Origin of the sequence: Collinsella sp. CLA-ER-H5 (genome assembly GCF_040092375.1) — a bacterium.
Taxonomy (GTDB): Bacteria; Actinomycetota; Coriobacteriia; order Coriobacteriales; family Coriobacteriaceae; genus Collinsella.
This window is the reverse complement of the sequence record NZ_JBBNLR010000025.1, coordinates 16,180-36,079: the sequence shown is the minus strand read 5'-3', so window position 1 is coordinate 36,079 and position 19,900 is coordinate 16,180. Positions and strand designations below refer to the sequence as shown.

The following is a 19,900-nucleotide window of genomic DNA, read 5'->3' as shown; positions in this document are numbered from 1 at the left end:
ATCAGATGGAGGGCGTTGCCCGGCACATGGAACTGCCGTCAACAGTATCAATTCTATCAAAGCGCAGTTAGATATGCGAATGTTTGTTCGTATTTCAAGAGACCAGCGTCACCTGTGACAAAGGGGCTATCCCTTTGTCACATTATTCGATGACGGTGCGGGAGTTTTGCTTGCGCATGGTGGCGAGCATGTGTTTGGGGACGGCATGAACCATGCAACTGCCGATAGTTGCACTCGCGGCGGCCTTGGCGGCATCGCTGCCGTTTTTGGTCGCGTAGCTGTGGCGGAAACGTTTGAGCATGGCAATGTCGTTGCCGCCGTCGCCGTAGACCGCGACCTCGTCCTCGGCAATGCCGTAGTAGCCCGCCAGCCAGGACACACTCTCGCCCTTGTTGCACGCCACGTCCGTGATCTCGAACATCACCGGATCGAACGGCGCGTTGACCACGCGGTCCGATCGCTCGGCCAAATATGCCTTAAGGTCGCGCTCCAGCTCGGGCGAGGTCACGCGGCAGTTGATCTTGCACACATCGTGGCGAAGGATGTCACTGATCGACTGGTCGAAATACTGTTCCTCGTGATAGCCGCCACGCGCGCGCATGCCGCGCATCACGATGCGCTTGATAGGGCTGTCCTTTTTAAAGCCCGCCTGATGCATCTCGAACGAACCGCTCGAGAACATGCCATCGGGTGTGGAGCAATCAAAGCAAATGTCCGGGAATGCCTTGAGCAGCTCCTCGGTAACCTGCGGATCGATGGTCCAGGTCTTGAGCACCTCGCCATGGCAGTCGCGCACGATGGACCCATTGGAGCAGCAGGCGTCAAGCGCCAGCCCCGTAAAGCCATGCTCGCCGATTGGCAACGTCGAGCGCCCGGTCGCGGGAACCACATGCAGGCCAGCCTCGGTCAGCTCGCGAATGGCGCGGCGGATGGTCCCGTCTGCCTCGTGCAGGGCGTTCAGCAGCGTTCCGTCTAAGTCACTCGCAAACATCTTGATCATGGGCACGCCTCTCCTTCGTCTGCACGATATTGTAGACGAAGGAGAGGCGTGCCCAAACAATGCCGTCCCGGCGCGGCGTACCACCGCCTCCACAAATTCACGGTGCCCCAGTGCGTTAAGACAATCGCCACAAGCGACTTTTCAGCCGATAAAACAGCACCGTCGTCAACGTCAACACCGCCAGCATGCCTGCGAATACAATCGCCGGTGTCCATCGATCATATGCAACCCCGTACGTCAATTGGCCGATAGGTGTTGCGCAGGAAAGGACCATGTAAACGACCGAAAGCACTTTTCCGCAGAGCTCAGTCGGCGCTGCCCGTTGAACAAACGCGATGATTTCAACCGACGCAATGGCTGCCCACACCATGACCCATGCCGAACCAACCGCAAACACGGTGAACACCCATACATCTGTGCCGAACAGTAGCGTGACAATAATCGGTACGACTCCTAAACAGATCATCGCAACATATTGACATATGCCCTTGAAGGAAAAACGATGCGGCCAAATACCGACCAAACCACTGCCGACAAGACCACCTAAGCCCATAGCCACCTCAATAATCCCAACAAAGGATGACTGCATTCCGAGATGCTTTGCAACAATAACGGGAGCACCAATCGTTAACCCAACTAACGCAAGGTTCAAAATAGCCGCAATCAAAAACACAACGAGCAATGATGAGTTTTGAGACAGGTACCGAATCAACTCCCGAAAATCGTTTCGGCGTGTCGTACGAGTCGCGCCGTCTCCCATCGTTTCAGATGAGGCATTTTGCTTGAGTGCGCCCCCGAACAGCAGGGCTGAAATCGTAAACGTCAACGCCGCGGTTTCGCATAGAGTATCGATACCAAAGCACCCATAGACTGCCGTCCCGACTACAGGCCCCAAGATATTGCTCATCATGATTATCTGCGAGACCAACGCAGTGGCACGCTCAACCTTTTCTTGGCCCGTCATGCACACCGCCTCAATTTGAAGCATCGGTTTCAGCAGCGATTGGATGCCATATTGGACGCAAAGCATTGCTGCCACGACAACCGCAAGAGGCAGCGAACGCTTCATGGGGATAAACAGCAGTGATGCAGCCATCAGAACAATGCCGAGTACCACAAGAACCCCGCGACGTCTTCCCCGATCCGCCAAAATCCCGCCAACCGGAGTCGCGAGCACGCCCGGTATGAACGCTATCGCCGCGACGGCGCCATATAACGTTGAGGAGCCGCTGCAATCGAACAAGTAAAGCGGGCACGCAAAGCACAGTGCCGACAGCATCGAATACGCACACAGCTGTGCAACAAGAAGACCAAATAGCCTGATAGATCGCACTGTTTTTGGCGCCAATGAAACGCTAATTCTTCGCATCCCAGCCATAAGCCTGCCCCCAAATACATACTGTTAGTATGTATTTAATGACTTGAAAAGGGCAGCCGTGGCTACCCTCACAAATCAATTACATACCGTTGGTATCTATATTACCACCCGGCACGGTTCCATACGTCCCAAATCTGGGCCGTTGTCTGGAGCACTTCATTACCCAAATCAAGCCCCACCGCGGCCGCCATCTGCGCCAAACATTGTGCGCGAGCAAGCATTCGCTCCTTGGGCTCGAGCGGACGGAACAATGGCAGCAGCCAAAGATTCGCTAACAACGATACGGCCTCCGCTGCTTCGCGCGGGCATTCGCACGCAATGGAGCCGTCGGCGATGCCCTCCTCGATTACTGGCAAGAGATTGCCATCGGCCGACTCGTCAAACGAACCTTGGTACTGCATCGCCAGCAGCCGCGAGCTTTTTACCGGATCTGCCGCAGGATGCATGCGAGTCCATAGCTCGATTTGCGGAACGACGGACTCGGGCGCATAAAGTCGTTTGAGCTTTTGAGCTCCCGTCATATTGCCAGCACCGAGTGTCGCGCGACGGTGCTCAGCAATCGGAGCCGTTGCCCGATCAAATGCGGCGTTGAAAATCTCCTCTTTGCTCTTAAAGTGATGATAGACAGCACCCTTGGTCATGCCATCGAGGCGGTCGACGATGTCTTGAATGCTCGTCCCCTCATAACCCTGTACGCAGAATAGCTCCAGCGCCGCGTCGAGAATCTTCGCGACAGTCTCCTCGGGATATTTATTACGACCCATAATCCGTCCATCCACAACGCAAGTCTTGTGCCTCATTGCAGCATTTTAACGTTGCGGATGGTAGACGGTCGATTCTACACCGCGGCGGGACCGTGTTCGCCAGTACGTATGCGAATAACTTCCTCGACCGGCTCGACCCAGATCTTGCCATCGCCGGCGGCTCCGGTGCGAGCGGCGTTGCAGATGATGTCGACAATGCCATCGACGTGCTCATCGGCGCAGATAAGGGTGAACTGCACCTTAGGGATCGTGTTGACAAGCAACTCGTTGCCGCGCACGTATTCCTTCCAGCCATGCTGTGAGCCGCAGCCCTGCACCTGGTTGATAGTCATACCGCGAACATCGGCAGCAAACAGCGCGTCTTTGAGAACCTCAAGCTTCTCAGCACGAACGATCGCCGTAATTTTCTTCATAGTGAATTCCTCTCAATAATCAACGTATCCCTTTACATGAGACGCGGGTTTCCCAGGTGCCGTAAACCAACCTCAGAGATCAAAAAAGTTCAACTGACTGGTCTTAGCAGGTTTCCCAAGTGCCGCAGATTGCCGTGAAAGAGGAGCGAAGCGTACTTAAGTACGTGAGCGACGATTGAACGGCAAGGTGCGGTGCTTGGGGAAGCTGCTAATCGAGTCCGGAGAATGAGGGGTATGCGCTCTCGCCGTGCTGACTCGCATCCAGGCCCAGCGCCTCATCGGCCTCGTCCACACGCAGACTGCCGTGGAACAGTGCCTTGACCACCGCGGCGATTACCAAATCGAGCACCAGCACAATAGCGACCGTCACCACAATGCCCAGAATCTGCGAAACGAGCAGCGACACGTCGCCCGTGTAGAACAGGCCGCCCTTACCGGTCCACGAGAGCTCCGGCACGCAGAACAGGCCCGTGAGCACGCCGCCCAGGATGCCGCCGATACCATGGCAACCGAACGCGTCGAGTGCGTCGTCGTAGCCAAACTTGGTCTTAAGATGGCTGATGGCCAGGTAGCAGACGGGCGATACGATCAGGCCCATAACCAGCGCTGCCCACGGCTCGACAAAGCCCGCGCCGGGCGTGACCACCACAAGTCCCGCAACCAGACCGGTGTTGGCGCCCACCAGCGTGGGTCGACCGGTGTGCACGCGCTCGACGGCAAGCCACGAGACCATGCCCGCCGCGCTGGCCGTCACGGTGTTGAGGATGGCGAGTGCCGCCACGGCGTCGGCCTTAAACTCGCTGCCGCCGTTAAAGCCAAACCAGCCAAACCAAAGCAGGCCGGCGCCCAGCGCTACAAACGGCACGTTATGCGGACGATAGCTCACCATGCCAAAACCACGACGACGGCCGAGCATTAAGCAGAGAATCAGGCCCGTAAGACCGGACGAAATGTGCACCACGTCGCCGCCGGCAAAGTCGAGTGCGCCGATAATGTCACCGATAAAGGAGCCCTCGCCGCCCCAAACCATGTGGGCAAGCGGCGCATAGACCACAAGCAGCCAAATGCCCAGGAAGGCCGTCATGGCACCAAACTTAACGCGGCCGGCCAGGCTGCCCGTGACGATAGCAGCAGTGATCATGGCAAATGCCATCTGAAAGGCGATGTTGATGATCTGAGGGTAGACGACACCGTCCGCAGCATTGCCCTCGGCCGCCTGCAGCACCTGGTTGAGCACCGGAAGGCACAGTAGCTGGTCAAGGCCTCCAATAAACGGGCTGGAACCGTCGCCGCCGTAGGCCAGCGACCAGCCGGCAACAATCCACAGCACGCCAACCAGGCCAATGGCGCCAAAGCACATGAGCATGGTGTTGATGACATTTTTGCGCCTAGACAGGCCGCCATAGAAAAACGCCAGACCCGGTGTCATTAAAAACACGAGCATGGTGCAGATGAGCATAAACGTTGTCGATCCCGTATCGTACATTCGCTCCCCCTTGATCGCATGAACGTTGTCGGCGCCCATAATGCGGCCGAGGGGCAACTGGTGTAGACCAGATACGGCGTTGTTAAACGCTGCGTTGTCGAATGGAAACGGTGCCGCAATCTTGGAAACGGCACGGCAACGGACGCGAAACGGACGGGAAATACGCGAGCAAGGGAGCCGTGAGCACGCCCATCCCGGCTAGCGCCGAAACAGCTCGCGGGCGCGGTCGCGGAGATTAGTTGCTCGAATGACACCTTCGTAGCGATTGATGCGCAGACGCGGGAAGGCATTGAAAAAGCGCAGGTCGCGGCGGCTGAGCGACACGCTCGGCACCGGACGGCTCATGCGCTTGCCGGCAAGGCGACGACTGAACGACGGACGCGGCATGCTCGGCGCGGCATCGGCCACGCGGCGGGCAGCGAGCGCCAGGCCGCGAGCACCATCCGCGATAAACGTCGGCATCGAAGCCTTCTCGCGCAGGGCATCGAGCGCGGCGTCACCCAGCTCGGCCAGCCACGCGTTAACGGCACGGCTGCGGATGTGCGTCTGTGCCACCGAGTCAATCGTCGAATCGGGAATGCGCTCAAGCATTGAGTCCGAGGCATCGGCAAGCGACTCATTAATGCGGTCGGCAAGGTCGGCCCGGACGCGCTCCAGCTGATCAGACAGACGCCGCCAGCTCGCCAACGAGCACACCGCGTCGACCATCATCGCGACCGCGACGATAAACGCGGACAGCCGCACAATCAGCACCGGCAGATGGGCAAGCAGGCCCAACACCGCCGGCTCCACCACGCGGCAAATACACAACGCACCCAGGCCAAACGCGCATGCCCAGTACAGGCAGATGCGTCCGTGCAGGTTAAACGGCAGGTGCGAATAGTCCCAAAAGCGAGCGCCCGTTGTTTTTTCCAATAGAAGGCCCACACTGTACTCAATCACGCTGCATACGAGCGCTGCAGCGACAAACTGGCTCGAGGCATCCGGAATCCCACGCAACAGCAGCCAGCAGGCAATGCCGCCCGCGCCATAGATGGGGCAGCACGGCCCAAGCAAAAAGCCACTGTTGGCAAATCGTCCGTGATTGAGCATGGCGCATACTGTCGACTCCCATGCCCAACCGCAAAACCCGTAAAAGGCAAACGAGAGCACCAGTGCCGAGAGTGGGCAGGTGGCAAGCGTCGCGCCGTCAAATGCCATGTCGATCGCGGTCCCCACCGTCTACCCTCTCCTCTTTTCGCTCGATTCGCCACTCACGTCATCGTCCGCCTCGTCCTTGCGCCGCAGACGACCGGCGACCGTCTCGCGCAGAGCGCACCATTTATCTGCCAGGCATACAATCCAAGCCTCACGACACGTCGGCGGCACTGGCACCAGCGGAAACATATGCCGCACGATAATATTCCGTTCGCGCGGCGTCAGCTCAAAATCTTCCTCCGCACGTGCCAGGGCAAAAAACGGGTGACGAAAGCCATGCAGCCGATGGCTTGGGTCGGGATCGTGCCAGTCATAGAGAAAGTAATCGTGCAGCAGGGCCCCGCGCAGCAATGAAGCACGGTCGACCGAAATGCCAGCACGGCCCAAGCGCTCGGCAAAGGACAGGCTCGCCCGCGCTACTGAAGTCACATGTGCATAGACCGTCACGTCGCCATGCTGGATAAACTCGTGTGTCAGGTCCAAGCGGCCCGCCTGGGCCAGCTGGCGGGCGGCATAGTCGACCTCGTGCGCGATTTCTTCGGCACGAACGGCATCGGACATGCTGCCTCCTTCCAGCGACTCACGGCGACAAGCCACGGCCTGTGCACAATCGATAAAACATCATGGAACATATCAGTATGGCATCGGACAAAACGTTTTGCCCCACCAGTTGGCGAATTACCGCGCCGCCGTCACATATCAAACGCCAAAATGTGCGAGACTGTCTTGTGCAATTGTGCCGGCCGAGGGAGTGCCGGCGCACGATTCGCATGGAGTAACCCACAACGATGCTGCTTACGCAAACGACAACGCCCGAGGACGTCAAGGCTCTTAATCGCGCCGAGCTCCCGCAGCTCTGCGGCGAGATCCGCCAGGCAATCCTCGAAAGCTCCGCCGCCGTCGGCGGGCACGTTGCCCCCAACTTGGGCGTCGTTGAGCTTACGGTTGCGCTTCATCGCGTATTTGACTCCCCCATCGACAAGATTGTCTTTGACGTTTCGCACCAGACCTACGCCCACAAGGCGCTGACCGGGCGCGCGTACACTTATATCGATCCGGAGCGTTATGGTGAGGCTTCTGGCTTTGCCAATCCCGACGAGTCCGAGCACGACCTGTTCGCCATGGGTCACACCTCGACCTCGGTGAGCTTGGGCTGCGGCCTGGCGCACGCTCGTGACCTGGCGGGCGATGCATACAACGTCATTACCGTTATTGGCGACGGCTCGCTTTCGGGCGGCCTGGCGTTTGAGGGCTTTAACAATGCCGCCGAACTCGATAGCAACCTAATCATCATCGTCAATGACAACGACCAGTCCATCGCCGAGAACCACGGTGGCCTCTATCGCAATCTGGCCGAGCTGCGCGCCAGCAACGGCACCTGTGAGCGCAACGTTTTCCGCGCGATGGGGCTCGACTACCGCTACCTGGACGCCGGTAACGACGTGTTGGCCCTCGTCGACGCGTTGCAGGAACTGCGCAATATCGATCATTCCATCGTGCTGCACGTTTCCACCGCCAAGGGCAAGGGCTTTGAGCCAGCCCAGAGCGATCCCGAGCGCTGGCATCATGTGGGGCCCTTCGATATGGCAACCGGCCGCAAACTTTGCCCGGGCCATCCGAGCGAGCCTGCGCCGCGCACCTATGCCGACATTACGGGCGAGGCGCTCAGCGCCGCCATCGAGCGCGATCCGCAGGTCGTTGGCATCACGGCCGCCACGCCCTACATCATGGGCTTTACACCCGAGCTTCGCGCTGCCGCTGGCAAACAGTTCGTCGATGTGGGCATTGCCGAAGAGCATGCCGTAACCTTTGCCACCGCGCTTGCGCGCTCGGGCGCTAAGCCGGTCTTTGGCGTGTACGGTACGTTCCTGCAGCGCGCCTACGACGAACTGTGGCACGACCTGTGCCTCAACGACGCCCCCGCAACCATCCTAGTGTTTGGCGCGTCGATCTTTGGCACCACGTCCGAGACGCACCTTTCGTTCTTTGATATTTCCATGCTGGGCGGTCTTCCCAACATGCACTACTTGGCGCCGGCCTGCATGGAGGAATATCTGTCCATGCTGAACTGGTCGCTCGATCACCGCGAGCATCCCGTGGCGATCCGCGTACCGGGCATCGGCCTGGTAAGCCGTCCCGACCTTGCGCCCGCCGAAGACACCGACTACAGCGCCGTTCGCTACAACGTGGTGCGCCGGGGTCGCGACGTTGCCGTGCTCGCACTTGGCGATTTCTTTGAGCTGGGCGAGCGCGTGACAAACCGCTTGGCTGCCGAGTACGGTATCGAGGCCACGCTCGTCAACCCGCGCTATGCAACCGAGCTTGACCGCGAGTTCCTCGACAGTCTCGCCGCCGAGCATCGCGTTGTCGTCACCCTCGAGGACGGCATCTTGGACGGCGGCTGGGGCGAGCGCGTCGCGTGCTATCTGGCCTGCACGCCTGTGCGCACGCGCACCTTCGGCATCGCCAAAGGCTTCCCCGACCGCTACGACCCCAACGAGCTGCTCGCTCAGAACGGCATGACGGTCGAGAACATGGCCGCCGAAGCCGTAAGGCTACTCAACGAGTAAAAAACCTCCGCAAGGGAAGCACCCCTGCGGAGGTTTTTGTTTTCACAGCTCAATTATCTCAATCTGTAACATCTAGGGCCCGAATTCCCGTCTAACTGTTACAGATCTAGATAAGACGTCTTAGTCCCAGACCTTTGTCTCAATCTGTAACAGATAGAGACCTTTTGGCCCTCCAGATGTTACAGATTGAGACAAAACAGCGAGGCGGGCCGCCACATCTGCAAGAACCACCACAAAGGTGCCTGTCCCCTTTGTAGTGGTTTTAAGTCATGGTCGGTGCGAAAAACGAATAACCGTTCATACGCGATCTCCTTACTTATATATGCGTCGCGTTGCCGCCATTATAGCGACCGCTGTGATCGATCATGCCGTCTGCAAAACGCTATTTCAGCTGCAATATTCGACGTTTGCCCAGATAAAACCTGCCAAAATAAACCTGTCCCTTTTTAGTAGGTACAATAACCCATAAGGTAAGTATGTTTCTGAGTTATTTCGTGTTGACCCATTTGAGCGCGATAGGGTATAACTCTACTCAACCGCTAGGGATTTTATTGAGAAAGGTGTTCTACCATGAGCAAGAACCTCTCCCAGCAGGTCGTTCTCGACCGCCGCGGCTTCGTTGCCGCCACCTTCGCAACCGTCGCCGGCCTTGGTCTTGCCGGCTGCTCCGACACCAGCGCCGAGGCCGACAAGGGTTCCGCCGCCGGTTCCTCCAAGAGCTCCGAGGATACCGAGGCTTCCACCACGCTCGACGCCAAGGCATTCGACAAGCTCGTCGGCAACGGCCCCAAGGCCGATGACGATGCCGTCGCCGCCAGCACCTGGGCCACGGCCGTCAAGGACGCCGGCGTCTTTAAGATCGGTGGCGTTCAGACTTCCACGCTCTTCTCCCTCCTCAACGAGAAAGACGGTCAGACCCGTGGCTTCGATGCCGGTATCGCGCAGCTCCTGTCCAACTACATCCTGGGCGAGAACAAGGTCGAGATCACCCAGGTGACCTCCGACACCCGTGAGTCTGTCCTGCAGAATAGCCAGGTCGACGCTGTCTTTGCCACCTACACCATCACTGACGAGCGCAAGAAGCTCGTCTCCTTTGCCGGTCCCTACTACTACACCCAGCAGGCTATCCTGGTGCTCGCCGATAACGACGACATCGAGAGCGTCGACGACCTGGCCGACAAGAACGTCGCCGTCCAGTCTGGCTCCAACGGCCCCGCCATCCTGGAGGAGTTCGCTCCCAAGGCCAGCCAGCAGGAGTTCAAGACCGACGAGGAGGCCCGCCAGGCACTCCAGCAGGGCCGCGTTGACGCCTATGTCATCGATAACAACATGCAGCAGAGCGCCCTGGTCCGCGAGCCCGGTAAGTACAAGATCGCCGGCAAGCCCTTCGGCAGCAAGGAGCCCTATGGCATCGGTCTGCCGCTCGATTCCGACGGCGTCGCCTTTGTCAACGACTTCCTTAAGAAGATCGAGGACGACGGCACCTGGACTGAGCTGTGGCAGATCTGCATCGGTGACCGTACGGGCGACACCAATGTTCCCGAGCTGCCCGAGATCGGCGCCTAGGCAGCGAGCCTGGTAACGGCCGCAACGAAACCATACGGAAACGCATGATGCGCTTTATTGCGGTAAACTGTTTCCTCACTGAGTTGTCGGGGCTTCCGTACACACGGGAGCCCCTTTCCTTACCGGCGGGAGGTCCGCATGAGTCTCTCCGAGCTCTGGTCGCTCTATGGCCAGAACTATATCGACGCGCTGCTAGCAACCTGGGGCATGACGCTTGAGTCGTTTGCCATCGCCATGGTGCTGGCCGTCGCCGTCACCGTGATGCGCGTGTCGCCGCTCAAGCCGCTGCGCGTCTTTGGCGACCTGTATGTCCAGGTCTTCCGTAACATCCCCGGCATCGCGCTGCTTATCATCGTCGTCTACGCGCTGCCGCCGCTCAAGGTCGTCCTGCCCTACCGCACCTGTGTTATCGTCGCCACGGTCCTTTTGGGCTCGGCCTTTGGCTCCGAGAACTTTATGAGCGGCATCAACACCGTCGGCGTCGGTCAGGTCGAAGCCGCCCGTTCGCTCGGCATGAGCTTTAACCGCATCCTCGCCAAAATCGTGATTCCGCAGGCGCTGCGCTCGAGCGTGCTGCCCATGACGAACCTCTTTATCGCCGTCATGCTCACTACCGCCTTGGGCAGCCAGGTGCCGCTTAAACCGCAAGAGCTCACCGGCGTGGTGAGTTACATCAACACGCGCTCGCTCGGCGGCGTCGCCGCGTTCTTTATCTCGGCGCTCGGCTACCTGGGCACGGCCTTTGTGGTGAGCCACATTGGCAACTGCATCGATAAGAAGGTGAGGATCCTCCGATGAGCAAGCACTCCTCCCCTGCGCTTACCATGCGCGATGCGCTCTACGAGGCTCCCGGCCCCAAGATGCGCGCCAAGATTCGCATCGGCACCGCCATCTCGCTCGTCGCCGTCGCCGCGCTCATCGCCCTGGTACTGCAGCGCTTTTATGTGACCGGCCAGCTTTCGGTCCACTATTGGTATTTCTTTACGCACCTCACCACCTGGAAGTTCTTGCTTGCCGGCTTTGAGGGCACCGTTAAAGTCGCACTCACCGCCGGCGCCATCGCGCTGGTGCTGGGCCTGGCCCTTATGCTCGGCCGCACGAGCGACATTAAGCCGCTGCAGCTGGTCTGCCGCGTGCTCACCGATTTCTTCCGCGGTGTGCCGAGCCTGCTGTTTATCTACTTCTTCTTTTTGGTGCTGCCCCAGTACAAGATCGCGCTACCGTCGTTTTGGATGCTCACGCTTCCCGTCGCACTCGCCGCAGCCGGCGTACTTGCCGAGATCTTCCGCGCCGGCGTCAACGCCGTACCGCGCGGGCAGGTCGAGGCGGCCCAGGCGCTCGGTCTCTCCAAGGCTAAAACCACCTTTAAAATCGTATTGCCCCAAGCGATTCGGTTTATTATTCCGTCGTTGATCTCACAACTTGTAGTCGTGGTCAAGGACACCACCGTCGCCTATGTGGTGAGCTATCCCGACCTGATGCAAAATGCCCGCGTGCTCATTACCAACTACGACGCCCTCGTGTCGGTCTACCTGGTGATCGCAGTCATCTACATCCTCATCAACGTCGCGATCAACAAGGCCGCTGTCTATGTTTCGCACAAGACCGGCGCGACCATCATCCGCTAACGCTTTACCATTTCGAGTCATAAGGAGCCGAGCACCATGGCACAGAGCACCTCTTCCACCGGCAATCAGCCGCTGATCGAGCTCAGACACGTCGATAAGCACTATGGCGATCTGCACGTCCTCAACGACATCAATCTCTCGGTCGACCGCGGCGAGGTCGTCGTTGTGATCGGTCCCTCGGGCTCGGGCAAGTCGACCATGTGCCGCACCATCAACCGCCTGGAAACCATCGATTCGGGCGAGATCCTCATCGAGGGCGAGCCCCTGCCGCAAGAAGGCAAGGATCTTGCCCGCATGCGCGCCGAGCTGGGCATGGTGTTTCAGCAGTTCAACCTGTTTGCACATATGACGGTGCTGCAGAACGTCATGCTGGGACCGGTCGATGTGCTGGGTGTCTCCAAGGACGAGGCCCGCGAGCGCGCCATGGACCTGCTGGGCCGCGTGGGCGTTGCCGAGCAGGCCGATAAGGTGCCCGCACAGCTCTCGGGCGGCCAGCAGCAGCGCGTAGCCATCGCCCGCTCGCTTGCCATGCAACCCAAGGCCATGCTTTTTGACGAGCCCACGAGCGCCCTTGACCCTGAGATGATCAACGAGGTGCTCGAGGTCATGGTGCGCTTGGCCCAGCAGGGCATGACGATGATCGTCATTACACACGAGATGAACTTTGCCCGCCGCGTGGCCGATCGCGTCGTCTTTATGGCCGACGGCCAGATCGTGGAAACCGGCACGCCCGACGATTTCTTCGACCATCCCCAGACCAAGCGCGCCCAGGACTTCCTCAACTCCATCAAGGGCCACTAACCAGCCTCCCCGTGGGACAAATACATTGAAAGTGTTGTCCTACGTCTCTCATGCGCCCTGTCACCTTCAGATTCGAAAGCAGCACCTATGATCGGAACCCATACTTCCTCGTCCTATACCCCGCACGTCGACGTTGCCCCCGCCGACCGTCCGCTCATCCTGGTGGCGCCGCGCTGGGAAGAGGCGAAACCGTTTTTAAGCGAAACGCTCTCCCCCAACGAGGAAATCGCAAGTGTCTTTGTCGATGCCATCCTTGCCGCCGGCGGTCTGCCGCTGCAGATGTCCATCACCGAGGACATTGAGGTTATCCGTCATTACGTCGATATCGCCGACGGCATCGCCGTTCCCGGCGGCCCGGACGTCAACCCCAAGCACTGGGGCGATGATCGACCCTACGACCCCACCCTCTGCTGCGAGATTCGCGATAGCTTTGAGTTTAAGCTGGTCGGCGAGGTGCTCCGTGCCAAAAAGCCGCTCTTTACCACCTGCCGCGGCACGCAGTTGCTCAATGTCGCCACTGGCGGCACCCTGTGCATGGACGTGCCGAGCCTGGGTGCGCGCGAGGGCCGCACGCAGTGGCGCCATACCCACGTGCTCAACGATCCCGTGCATCCTGTCGAGGTCATGCCGGGCTCGCTGCTGGAGCGCGCACTTGGCGGGCACAGACTGATCCAGACCAACTCGGCACATCACTGCTGCGTCGACCGTCTAGGTAAGAGCACGCGCTTGGTCGCCAAGGCAACCGACGGCGTTCCCGAGTGCATCGAAGTCGAAGGCCAGCCTTTCTGCCTGGGCGTGCAATGGCACCCTGAGTACACGTGGAAGACGCTCGAGACCGACTTTAACCTGTGGAAGTCGTTTGTCGAGGCAGCGGCAAAGGTTAAGCTTGCCCGCTAGCTCGCGAATCACACAGACCTAAACCTTCCATGCCAGGGGGGGGCGGACACCAGCCACGGTGCCCGCCCCCTGTATTTGGTATGCTCGGTATGATTATCCCTCACAAACAATCAAAGAAATCTCGACCGCAATCGGTCGACGGTAAAGCAGATGGTAAAAACGCTTGCTACGTTTATCAGACAGTCAATTAGAATCGAAATGCATTGACTATTCCCCAACGGGGTCACGCCACAAATCCACATGAGCATCGAGGCTGAAAGCGGAAGCATGGAATTGGCCCCGAGCTGTATGTAGATCGCTACAACATTGACAAGCAACAGCATGCCAATCGGACCGAAGCCGGACCCAAAATAGGAAACAACGATCACGCAAGAGACCACGTATGCAAGGCAGACGACACTCGCCAGAAGAAGTCGATAGCAATAATTATTCAGGTTGAAATACTGTTGAGCATCTAAAACGATCGCGCAGTTAAGGCAGTACAAAACGACACTCGACAGGATAAACGCGCCCAAAAGGGCGAAAGAAGACAACATCACTCGGGCAACGGTAACGCACGCTCGCTTCCCTCCCCGAGCCATCGACAGGCCCCACGGTTCCTCAATAAAGCCCGAACTGACAAAGCGCGGCACAATGCAAGCCGCGATGAACGGAAAGAACAATGCATGAGCCAACGGGGCTACGTTGAACAGCAGACCGCGAAAAACCTCTGCATTACCAAATAGAAGGACATCCTCTGCCGATAGCCGAAGCGTCGGGTCTGGGAAAAAGCCCAAGAAACTGTTCTCACGGAGGCTACAGAACCACATCGGGAAAGAATTAAGCTGCAATACCACCATGCACGCATAAATTACCAGGATTAAGGCGTACGTCCATTTGCTCACATGCTTCAATTCTGAATGAAGGAATCTTCTAGTCTGACGAGCCATTGAGCACACCCCCAGCACGAAAGCTCACGAGAGCGTAAATCAATACCGATAGACAGCTGGCTGCCGCGCCATATCCCAGAAGCGTCAGCTGCCCCATATCGCTATACCCAAGGGCACATCCGACTCCAAGGTACGGCCCCGGAAGAAAGAAGATCCATCGCAAGGACGGTATGGGCGTCTGAAGGTAAGTTCCGTAGAGTGTCAAGCTCATGACAAATCCGATTATTACCACAGCTCCGCTAAATACGGCGCTGCTTGTAATCCGATAGATGGTCACCGTCTCCAACGCAACCGATATCACCAATACGGCGTTGATTATCATCGCAGGCAAAAATGTAGCCAGCATGCTATGCGCATAGTTTTGCCCTCCACGTGTTATCGCTATTGCAAACAGAAGAAGGCAAAGCGCACTATATGCTGCGCCGATTATTAAAGAAGACGAAAGTACATGTGCCAGAGCCCCGTTAAAGCGGGCAAGACCTCTTGCTGAAGAAATTCGGCATCCCTCTTCATAGCCGCGCTCCTGTAAAATCGCCAGGCAAACGATGAGCGGAACGAACAGGGAGGTGCCGGCAAAAGCACTGCGCACAAGGGACTCATCGGGTGCAGAAGGATCGATTACATTCCAGCAGAAACCAATATCCTCCCCAAAAACGCTATTGCCAAAGGCGAGCAACGTTGTTCCGTTTTTTAGAAAGACACCGAAGAGAAGGCCGAACGCCAGCATAAGCGTAAGACCAAACTTCGCCGGAAACATCCTGTGCAAACGCATCATATCTGCCTTTATGGGATGGATCGCCCGCTTCATAGCGAGACCGCCTTCATCAAGCGCCTGTAATACTCTTTTAGGGACGATGCCTCATCCCTTATGATGTCCATCGGTTCCTTTTTCAGCAGTTCGCCGTCATGGATAAACACGCAACTTGTTGCAACTGATGCCAACTCATCCAAATCATGGCTAGAGATGAGCATGGTCTTACCCTGTTCTCGATTCAATCGACCGATAAGGGCCCATATACTCTCGATGCCCAGCGGGTCCAACCCGTTTGCTGGCTCATCAAAAATAAGCAGATCAGTGTCACCCAACAAAGCTGTAGCTATATCCAGCCGCCGTTTCATTCCCAGAGAAAAACTGCTCACGCTCTTTTTCTCTACGACGTCCAGCCCGACTAGGCTCAAAACGCGAGGAATCTCACGATTCGCATCAAGCCCCCATTCCAAACATCGGATTTGGAGATTCTCAACCGCACTGAGGGATTGGTATGCTCCGCCGGAATCTGGCACATAGCCGACACGCGTCCGCATCAGGCCAAGCTCTCTTTTTGATTTGCCTCCAAAGAGCTCCACGCTCCCCGAAGATGGCTCGCAGAGGCCCAGCACTATTTTAATAAGCGTGCTTTTACCCGCCCCGTTTGCACCAACAAGGGCACAGAGCTCAGACTGATGCACCTCGAAGGAAACGTCATGCAAAACGCGCCGTTTCCCGTAGCGTTTTGAAACTTTTGATAGCTTTATCGCTGATGCGTTCATTGGACCCCCGTTCTGCTTGATAGAAAAACCGCTCATATCGTTCCTTCTTTCCTTTATCGTTTTCCATTGTTGTTATTGTTTTTCGATAACTCATATTTGTCAAGATAGTCTAAAAGAAGGGACCCGTGTTAGACACGGGTCCCTTCACGCTGATACTTCGTTTTAGCTGTTCGTCTTATGCTACTCGTCGCTCAAATCGACAGCAAAGACTGATGTCGGAAGCGATACCTCATTGCCTCCGCCGTCCCGCATCTGTCTCACGACATTTTTTGCGCGCTCGACAATAAGCTCCTCAAGCTCTTTCTCGCTCACGCGCTGAATAATATCTCCCGGTTGACAATCAAGCTCATCACAGATATCAAGAAGCGTCTTTAGGCGAATAGCTTTTATCTTTCCGTTTCTAAGCTTTGAAATATTAGCCGGAGTATGCCCCGTCGCCCGAATCAGATCAGCGCTGGTCTTTCCGGTCTTAAGCAGCTGCGTCTCAAGCTCGATGATGAGATAGCTCATGTTTCCTCCTACACAAGCTCGTCAGACTGCTCTTGGAGCAGCGAGGCATAACTCCAGATCGCCGAGATAAACAAACAGACAACTGCGCCGATAAACGACCCCGTATCAAAGGTAGCGCCTTGGCAAATCTCAATAACGAAGGAATGAGGCACGATGTAAAGCTCCAGTCCGCCAATGGTGAGATTGACCGATCCATAGGCACCAACAAGCGAAACCGCGGCGTTAACAGCAAAGGCAAGCGCGAGAACACGGATAAGCCGCACATGCGTCTTGGTAAAGGGCGAGACGCCCCGAGAGATGTTATGGCTGATTCCGCACAAAACGACAAGCGAAACACCCACGGCGAGTGCCAGGCACAGCCCGCTTGGGATAACGATGCACCCGCCATCGAGAAGCGTCACGACACCAAAAGAATCGACAGAAGCAACGTTTGCAACCGCATACCAGATCACGTAAACAACCAACGCGGCAAAAGCGACGAGCATTCCCGCAGAAACGACCGTCATGCAAAAACCGAGCTTCCTGATATTTTCGCGCGCCTTGGCCATACGCTGAACGCTATTGGACATACACTCACCCTCGTCGACTCTATCGTTATCGGAATAGTTTATCGAACAACGATATGGATTGCATGCGGAAAGCCCCGCCAGTGCGCATAGGCCATTCACTAATCAGAAGGGGTGAGAGTGGATTTTTGGACACGTATCGAACGAGAGTGGATAATCTCCCACTTTGAGGCCACCACCGGGCCTAAAACGGGAGATTATCCACTCTCATAGTCATCAAAGCTCGCGAGCTCTTACTCGGCCGCCTCGCGCAGGGCCGACATCGTAGCCGCATATTGCTGCTGTAGCGCATGCATTCCCTCGCGAGCGCCGTCAACGGCATCGGCGCCGCGCAGCGCCTCGGTCACCACGACCGCCGGCTCGTACAGATTATCGAATCCCAGGTTCTGGCTCACGCCCTTGAGCGTGTGCGCTGCCATAAACGCACCTTCGGCGTCTCCCGCCGCCATGGCGGCTTCCAGCTTGTCCATGCTCTCGTCATCCAAAAACTTGAGGGCAAAGCGGGCAAGCATTTCCCCGCCCATCAGCCGAGCGCACGCGTCATCATAATTAGCGCCGATCTTCTCATACGCCTCACGCATGGAAATCATGGGTTAAAACTCCTTTGGTCAAACTAAATCGTGGGAAACGCGACGACATCGGCGGGGCGTGCCAATGTCTCAGCAATACGGTCTTGCACCTCGAGCAGGCAATCGAGCAGCAGCGGGTTAAAGGTACCGCACTTACCGTCCAGAATCATCTGGATCGCTTCCTCGTGCGGGATAGCGTCCTTGTACACGCGCACGCTCGTCAGGGCATCGTACACGTCGGCCACCGAAACCACCTGTGCGGCAATGGGAATTTCGTCGCCCTTAAGGCCATCGGGATAACCCTTGCCGTCCCAGCGCTCGTGATGCCAACGCGCAATCTGGTACACATATTCCATAAGCGCATTGCCGGCGTGATGGCTACCCAGCTCAAGCAGCATGTCGGCGCCGATCGTGGTATGCGTCTTCATAATCTCGAACTCCTCGGGCGTAAGGCGTCCGGGCTTGTTGAGAATCGCATCGTCAATCGACATCTTGCCGATATCGTGCAGCGCCGAAGCCAGGGCGATCGTGGAGCGTTCCTCATTGTCGAGGGAGATCGTGCCGCTACGCTGAACCAGACAGCCAAGCAGCAGCTCGGTCAGCTTTTCGATGTTCGTAACGTGCCTGCCGCTCTCGCCGTTGCGAAGCTCCATGACGCCGGCCATGATGTCGATGAGCATGCGACTGTTCTTGACGCGCTCGTTGTACTGCTGGGACAGCAGGTTCGTCAGGCGGCGCTGTTTGGCATATAGGCGGATGGTGTTGCTTACACGGCGGCGCACGACGCGGGAGTCAAACGGGCGGTTGATATAGTCCGAAGCGCCCAGCTCGTACGCGCGCAGAACCATATCGTCGGAATCTTCGCTCGAAATCATGATGACAGGCAGATTGTCGATACCCGATCGGCGCGACAGATTGGCCAGCACCTCAAAGCCGCTTATGCCCGACATGACAATATCCAGCAGCACGAGCGACAACTCATCACCATAGCGGTCGACAATGTCGAGCGCCGCACGACCGTTATCGGCCTCGAGGATGCAATACTCGTCCTTGAGCATCTCGTTGAGAATGGCTCGGTTCATCTCGGAGTCATCGACAATAAGCACCAAAGGCTTTTCGCTTTGGAAGGCCTCGATGGAATCGGCATCGGTCACGACCGTACCGGCTTTTGCCTTAGCGCGGCTCAATAACTGGACAGCGCGGCCAACTCCCTCATCGACCGTCTCGCCATGAATGCGAACGCCACCAACACATGCCGTCAAGCTCACATACTCATGGCCCGGAACAATCGTGGCATGAACGGCATCGGACACCTGGTGCAGGCGACGGGTGAAGTCATCGGAGGGAATATTGGGCATGACGACCACAAACTTGTCGCAGCCATAGCGCACAAGCTCGTCAGTCGAACGAATTCCGCTGCGTATGGCTGTCGCCACAGCACCGAGCGCAAGGTCGCCGGCATGACGGCCACACGTATCGTTGAAGACCCTAAAATCATCAAGGTCGATCACCGCAACGCCGGCATTCATGCGGGCGCTACGGAGCTTTTCCTCGTAATATCGGCGATTGCGCACGCTCGTCAGCACGTCGGTGTAGACGAGGTCCTCTTCTGCAGCCTCTTGCTCATCGATCGGACGCACCATCAGCAGGACGTGAGGCTCGCCCTCGACCTTCAGAGGGCGCAGGCGAGCGCGGTACTCGGTACCATCATTGAGCAGCTGCTCCGATACATCATCGGAACCTGCCAAGGCCTCAAGACTTGACTGACGCAGACAAGGGCACCGATTGCCGGCGAGCAGGCAGTTAGGCTCGCTCTTAATCTGATCGGCCGACAGCAAACGCACCACGGGGTAGGTCTTCGCGACGCGGGCGACCTCGGCGGCAGCCTCCTCGTCGGTTAGATTGACCTCGTGATTATTGAGCATATGGAGCCCTTTCTATCGTTACGCACGGCAACGGTGCATATCAATTGGTACAAGGGTAACATCTAACAGCTGAAGGCAAACGCGCGTTTATCGTTACATTTTTATGACCTGGCAAACGGCGGTAATGGAGCCGCGGGTGCGCGGTTATGGGCGCATTCGTTAACAATGACG

20 protein-coding genes are annotated in these 19,900 nt (G+C 57.4%); 6 read left to right on the top strand and 14 right to left on the bottom strand.

What is annotated here, in order from left to right:
- Positions 1 to 142 precede the first annotated feature (142 nt).
- The 7 genes from AAAX31_RS08960 to AAAX31_RS08930 all read right to left on the bottom strand — a co-directional run bounded on the left by AAAX31_RS08960 (position 143) and on the right by AAAX31_RS08930 (position 6,799).
- Positions 143 to 1,000 carry an HAD family hydrolase gene (locus tag AAAX31_RS08960; RefSeq protein WP_349076994.1) on the bottom strand — a complete coding sequence of 286 codons (858 nt, stop codon included), beginning with the start codon at positions 998 to 1,000 and terminating at the stop codon, positions 143 to 145.
- Positions 1,001 to 1,115: 115 nt separating this feature from the next.
- Positions 1,116 to 2,378, bottom strand: coding sequence for an MFS transporter (locus tag AAAX31_RS08955; protein WP_117770089.1), 1,263 nt, complete (start codon positions 2,376 to 2,378; stop codon positions 1,116 to 1,118).
- A 101-nt stretch (positions 2,379 to 2,479) separates the two neighbouring features.
- Positions 2,480 to 3,142 carry a TetR/AcrR family transcriptional regulator gene (locus AAAX31_RS08950; protein WP_158556913.1) on the bottom strand — a complete coding sequence of 221 codons (663 nt, stop codon included), beginning with the start codon at positions 3,140 to 3,142 and terminating at the stop codon, positions 2,480 to 2,482.
- 74 nt (positions 3,143 to 3,216) lie between these two features.
- On the bottom strand, positions 3,217 to 3,555 hold the full coding sequence (locus AAAX31_RS08945) for a P-II family nitrogen regulator (protein ID WP_006234900.1): 339 nt from the start codon (positions 3,553 to 3,555) through the stop codon (positions 3,217 to 3,219).
- Positions 3,556 to 3,763: 208 nt separating this feature from the next.
- On the bottom strand, positions 3,764 to 5,041 hold the full coding sequence (locus AAAX31_RS08940) for an ammonium transporter (protein ID WP_349076992.1): 1,278 nt from the start codon (positions 5,039 to 5,041) through the stop codon (positions 3,764 to 3,766).
- A gap of 198 nt (positions 5,042 to 5,239) precedes the next feature.
- Complete coding sequence (locus AAAX31_RS08935; RefSeq protein ID WP_349076990.1) at positions 5,240 to 6,259, bottom strand: putative ABC transporter permease; 1,020 nt, start codon at positions 6,257 to 6,259, stop codon at positions 5,240 to 5,242.
- Positions 6,260 to 6,262: 3 nt separating this feature from the next.
- Positions 6,263 to 6,799, bottom strand: a complete 537-nt coding sequence (locus tag AAAX31_RS08930; protein WP_117770086.1) for an HD domain-containing protein — start codon at positions 6,797 to 6,799, stop codon at positions 6,263 to 6,265.
- A gap of 227 nt (positions 6,800 to 7,026) precedes the next feature.
- On the opposite strand from AAAX31_RS08930, the gene AAAX31_RS08925 reads away from it, so the two are divergent.
- The 6 genes from AAAX31_RS08925 to AAAX31_RS08900 all read left to right on the top strand — a co-directional run bounded on the left by AAAX31_RS08925 (position 7,027) and on the right by AAAX31_RS08900 (position 13,700).
- Complete coding sequence (locus AAAX31_RS08925) at positions 7,027 to 8,808, top strand: 1-deoxy-D-xylulose-5-phosphate synthase (protein ID WP_349076989.1); 1,782 nt, start codon at positions 7,027 to 7,029, stop codon at positions 8,806 to 8,808.
- A gap of 570 nt (positions 8,809 to 9,378) precedes the next feature.
- Entirely contained in the window at positions 9,379 to 10,374 is a 996-nt protein-coding gene (locus AAAX31_RS08920; RefSeq protein WP_349076988.1) for a glutamate ABC transporter substrate-binding protein, read from the top strand.
- A 138-nt stretch (positions 10,375 to 10,512) separates the two neighbouring features.
- Positions 10,513 to 11,172 carry an ABC transporter permease subunit gene (locus AAAX31_RS08915; protein WP_349076986.1) on the top strand — a complete coding sequence of 220 codons (660 nt, stop codon included), beginning with the start codon at positions 10,513 to 10,515 and terminating at the stop codon, positions 11,170 to 11,172.
- Entirely contained in the window at positions 11,169 to 12,002 is an 834-nt protein-coding gene (locus tag AAAX31_RS08910; RefSeq protein ID WP_349076985.1) for an amino acid ABC transporter permease, read from the top strand. Before AAAX31_RS08915 ends, AAAX31_RS08910 begins: the two co-directional genes overlap by 4 nt.
- Before the next feature lie 36 nt (positions 12,003 to 12,038).
- Complete coding sequence (locus AAAX31_RS08905; RefSeq protein WP_349076984.1) at positions 12,039 to 12,803, top strand: amino acid ABC transporter ATP-binding protein; 765 nt, start codon at positions 12,039 to 12,041, stop codon at positions 12,801 to 12,803.
- Positions 12,804 to 12,890: 87 nt separating this feature from the next.
- Complete coding sequence (locus AAAX31_RS08900; protein ID WP_349076982.1) at positions 12,891 to 13,700, top strand: gamma-glutamyl-gamma-aminobutyrate hydrolase family protein; 810 nt, start codon at positions 12,891 to 12,893, stop codon at positions 13,698 to 13,700.
- Between the two features lie 110 nt (positions 13,701 to 13,810).
- Here AAAX31_RS08900 and AAAX31_RS08895 read toward each other — a convergent pair whose 3' ends face one another.
- The 7 genes from AAAX31_RS08895 to AAAX31_RS08865 all read right to left on the bottom strand — a co-directional run bounded on the left by AAAX31_RS08895 (position 13,811) and on the right by AAAX31_RS08865 (position 19,729).
- Complete coding sequence (locus AAAX31_RS08895; RefSeq protein ID WP_349076980.1) at positions 13,811 to 14,629, bottom strand: hypothetical protein; 819 nt, start codon at positions 14,627 to 14,629, stop codon at positions 13,811 to 13,813.
- Positions 14,613 to 15,437: a hypothetical protein gene (locus AAAX31_RS08890; protein WP_346976733.1), complete on the bottom strand. Its 825-nt coding sequence runs from the start codon at positions 15,435 to 15,437 to the stop codon at positions 14,613 to 14,615. The genes AAAX31_RS08895 and AAAX31_RS08890 overlap by 17 nt, the downstream gene beginning before the upstream one ends.
- Positions 15,434 to 16,195 (bottom strand): ATP-binding cassette domain-containing protein, encoded by a 762-nt coding sequence (locus tag AAAX31_RS08885; RefSeq protein WP_349076979.1) that lies wholly within the window; start codon positions 16,193 to 16,195, stop codon positions 15,434 to 15,436. The genes AAAX31_RS08890 and AAAX31_RS08885 overlap by 4 nt, the downstream gene beginning before the upstream one ends.
- A 144-nt stretch (positions 16,196 to 16,339) precedes the next feature.
- Positions 16,340 to 16,669, bottom strand: a complete 330-nt coding sequence (locus AAAX31_RS08880) for a helix-turn-helix domain-containing protein (RefSeq protein WP_117758382.1) — start codon at positions 16,667 to 16,669, stop codon at positions 16,340 to 16,342.
- An 8-nt stretch (positions 16,670 to 16,677) separates the two neighbouring features.
- A complete protein-coding gene (locus AAAX31_RS08875) occupies positions 16,678 to 17,238 on the bottom strand; it encodes a hypothetical protein (protein ID WP_349076977.1) in 561 nt (186 codons plus the stop codon).
- A 230-nt stretch (positions 17,239 to 17,468) separates the two neighbouring features.
- A complete protein-coding gene (locus AAAX31_RS08870; protein WP_089572324.1) occupies positions 17,469 to 17,825 on the bottom strand; it encodes an Hpt domain-containing protein in 357 nt (118 codons plus the stop codon).
- 23 nt (positions 17,826 to 17,848) lie between these two features.
- On the bottom strand, positions 17,849 to 19,729 hold the full coding sequence (locus AAAX31_RS08865) for an HD domain-containing phosphohydrolase (protein WP_349076975.1): 1,881 nt from the start codon (positions 19,727 to 19,729) through the stop codon (positions 17,849 to 17,851).
- Between the last annotated feature and the right edge of the window lie 171 nt (positions 19,730 to 19,900).

Coding starts and splice junctions, on each gene's coding strand:
- AAAX31_RS08960 (WP_349076994.1), bottom strand. CDS start 1,000: ATGATCAAGATGTTTGCGAGTGACTTAGACGGAACGCTGCTGAACGCC.
- AAAX31_RS08955 (WP_117770089.1), bottom strand. CDS start 2,378: ATGGCTGGGATGCGAAGAATTAGCGTTTCATTGGCGCCAAAAACAGTG.
- AAAX31_RS08950 (WP_158556913.1), bottom strand. CDS start 3,142: ATGGGTCGTAATAAATATCCCGAGGAGACTGTCGCGAAGATTCTCGAC.
- AAAX31_RS08945 (WP_006234900.1), bottom strand. CDS start 3,555: ATGAAGAAAATTACGGCGATCGTTCGTGCTGAGAAGCTTGAGGTTCTC.
- AAAX31_RS08940 (WP_349076992.1), bottom strand. CDS start 5,041: ATGTACGATACGGGATCGACAACGTTTATGCTCATCTGCACCATGCTC.
- AAAX31_RS08930 (WP_117770086.1), bottom strand. CDS start 6,799: ATGTCCGATGCCGTTCGTGCCGAAGAAATCGCGCACGAGGTCGACTAT.
- AAAX31_RS08925 (WP_349076989.1), top strand. CDS start 7,027: ATGCTGCTTACGCAAACGACAACGCCCGAGGACGTCAAGGCTCTTAAT.
- AAAX31_RS08920 (WP_349076988.1), top strand. CDS start 9,379: ATGAGCAAGAACCTCTCCCAGCAGGTCGTTCTCGACCGCCGCGGCTTC.
- AAAX31_RS08915 (WP_349076986.1), top strand. CDS start 10,513: ATGAGTCTCTCCGAGCTCTGGTCGCTCTATGGCCAGAACTATATCGAC.
- AAAX31_RS08910 (WP_349076985.1), top strand. CDS start 11,169: ATGAGCAAGCACTCCTCCCCTGCGCTTACCATGCGCGATGCGCTCTAC.
- AAAX31_RS08905 (WP_349076984.1), top strand. CDS start 12,039: ATGGCACAGAGCACCTCTTCCACCGGCAATCAGCCGCTGATCGAGCTC.
- AAAX31_RS08900 (WP_349076982.1), top strand. CDS start 12,891: ATGATCGGAACCCATACTTCCTCGTCCTATACCCCGCACGTCGACGTT.
- AAAX31_RS08895 (WP_349076980.1), bottom strand. CDS start 14,629: ATGGCTCGTCAGACTAGAAGATTCCTTCATTCAGAATTGAAGCATGTG.
- AAAX31_RS08890 (WP_346976733.1), bottom strand. CDS start 15,437: ATGAAGCGGGCGATCCATCCCATAAAGGCAGATATGATGCGTTTGCAC.
- AAAX31_RS08885 (WP_349076979.1), bottom strand. CDS start 16,195: ATGAGCGGTTTTTCTATCAAGCAGAACGGGGGTCCAATGAACGCATCA.
- AAAX31_RS08880 (WP_117758382.1), bottom strand. CDS start 16,669: ATGAGCTATCTCATCATCGAGCTTGAGACGCAGCTGCTTAAGACCGGA.
- AAAX31_RS08875 (WP_349076977.1), bottom strand. CDS start 17,238: ATGTCCAATAGCGTTCAGCGTATGGCCAAGGCGCGCGAAAATATCAGG.
- AAAX31_RS08870 (WP_089572324.1), bottom strand. CDS start 17,825: ATGATTTCCATGCGTGAGGCGTATGAGAAGATCGGCGCTAATTATGAT.
- AAAX31_RS08865 (WP_349076975.1), bottom strand. CDS start 19,729: ATGCTCAATAATCACGAGGTCAATCTAACCGACGAGGAGGCTGCCGCC.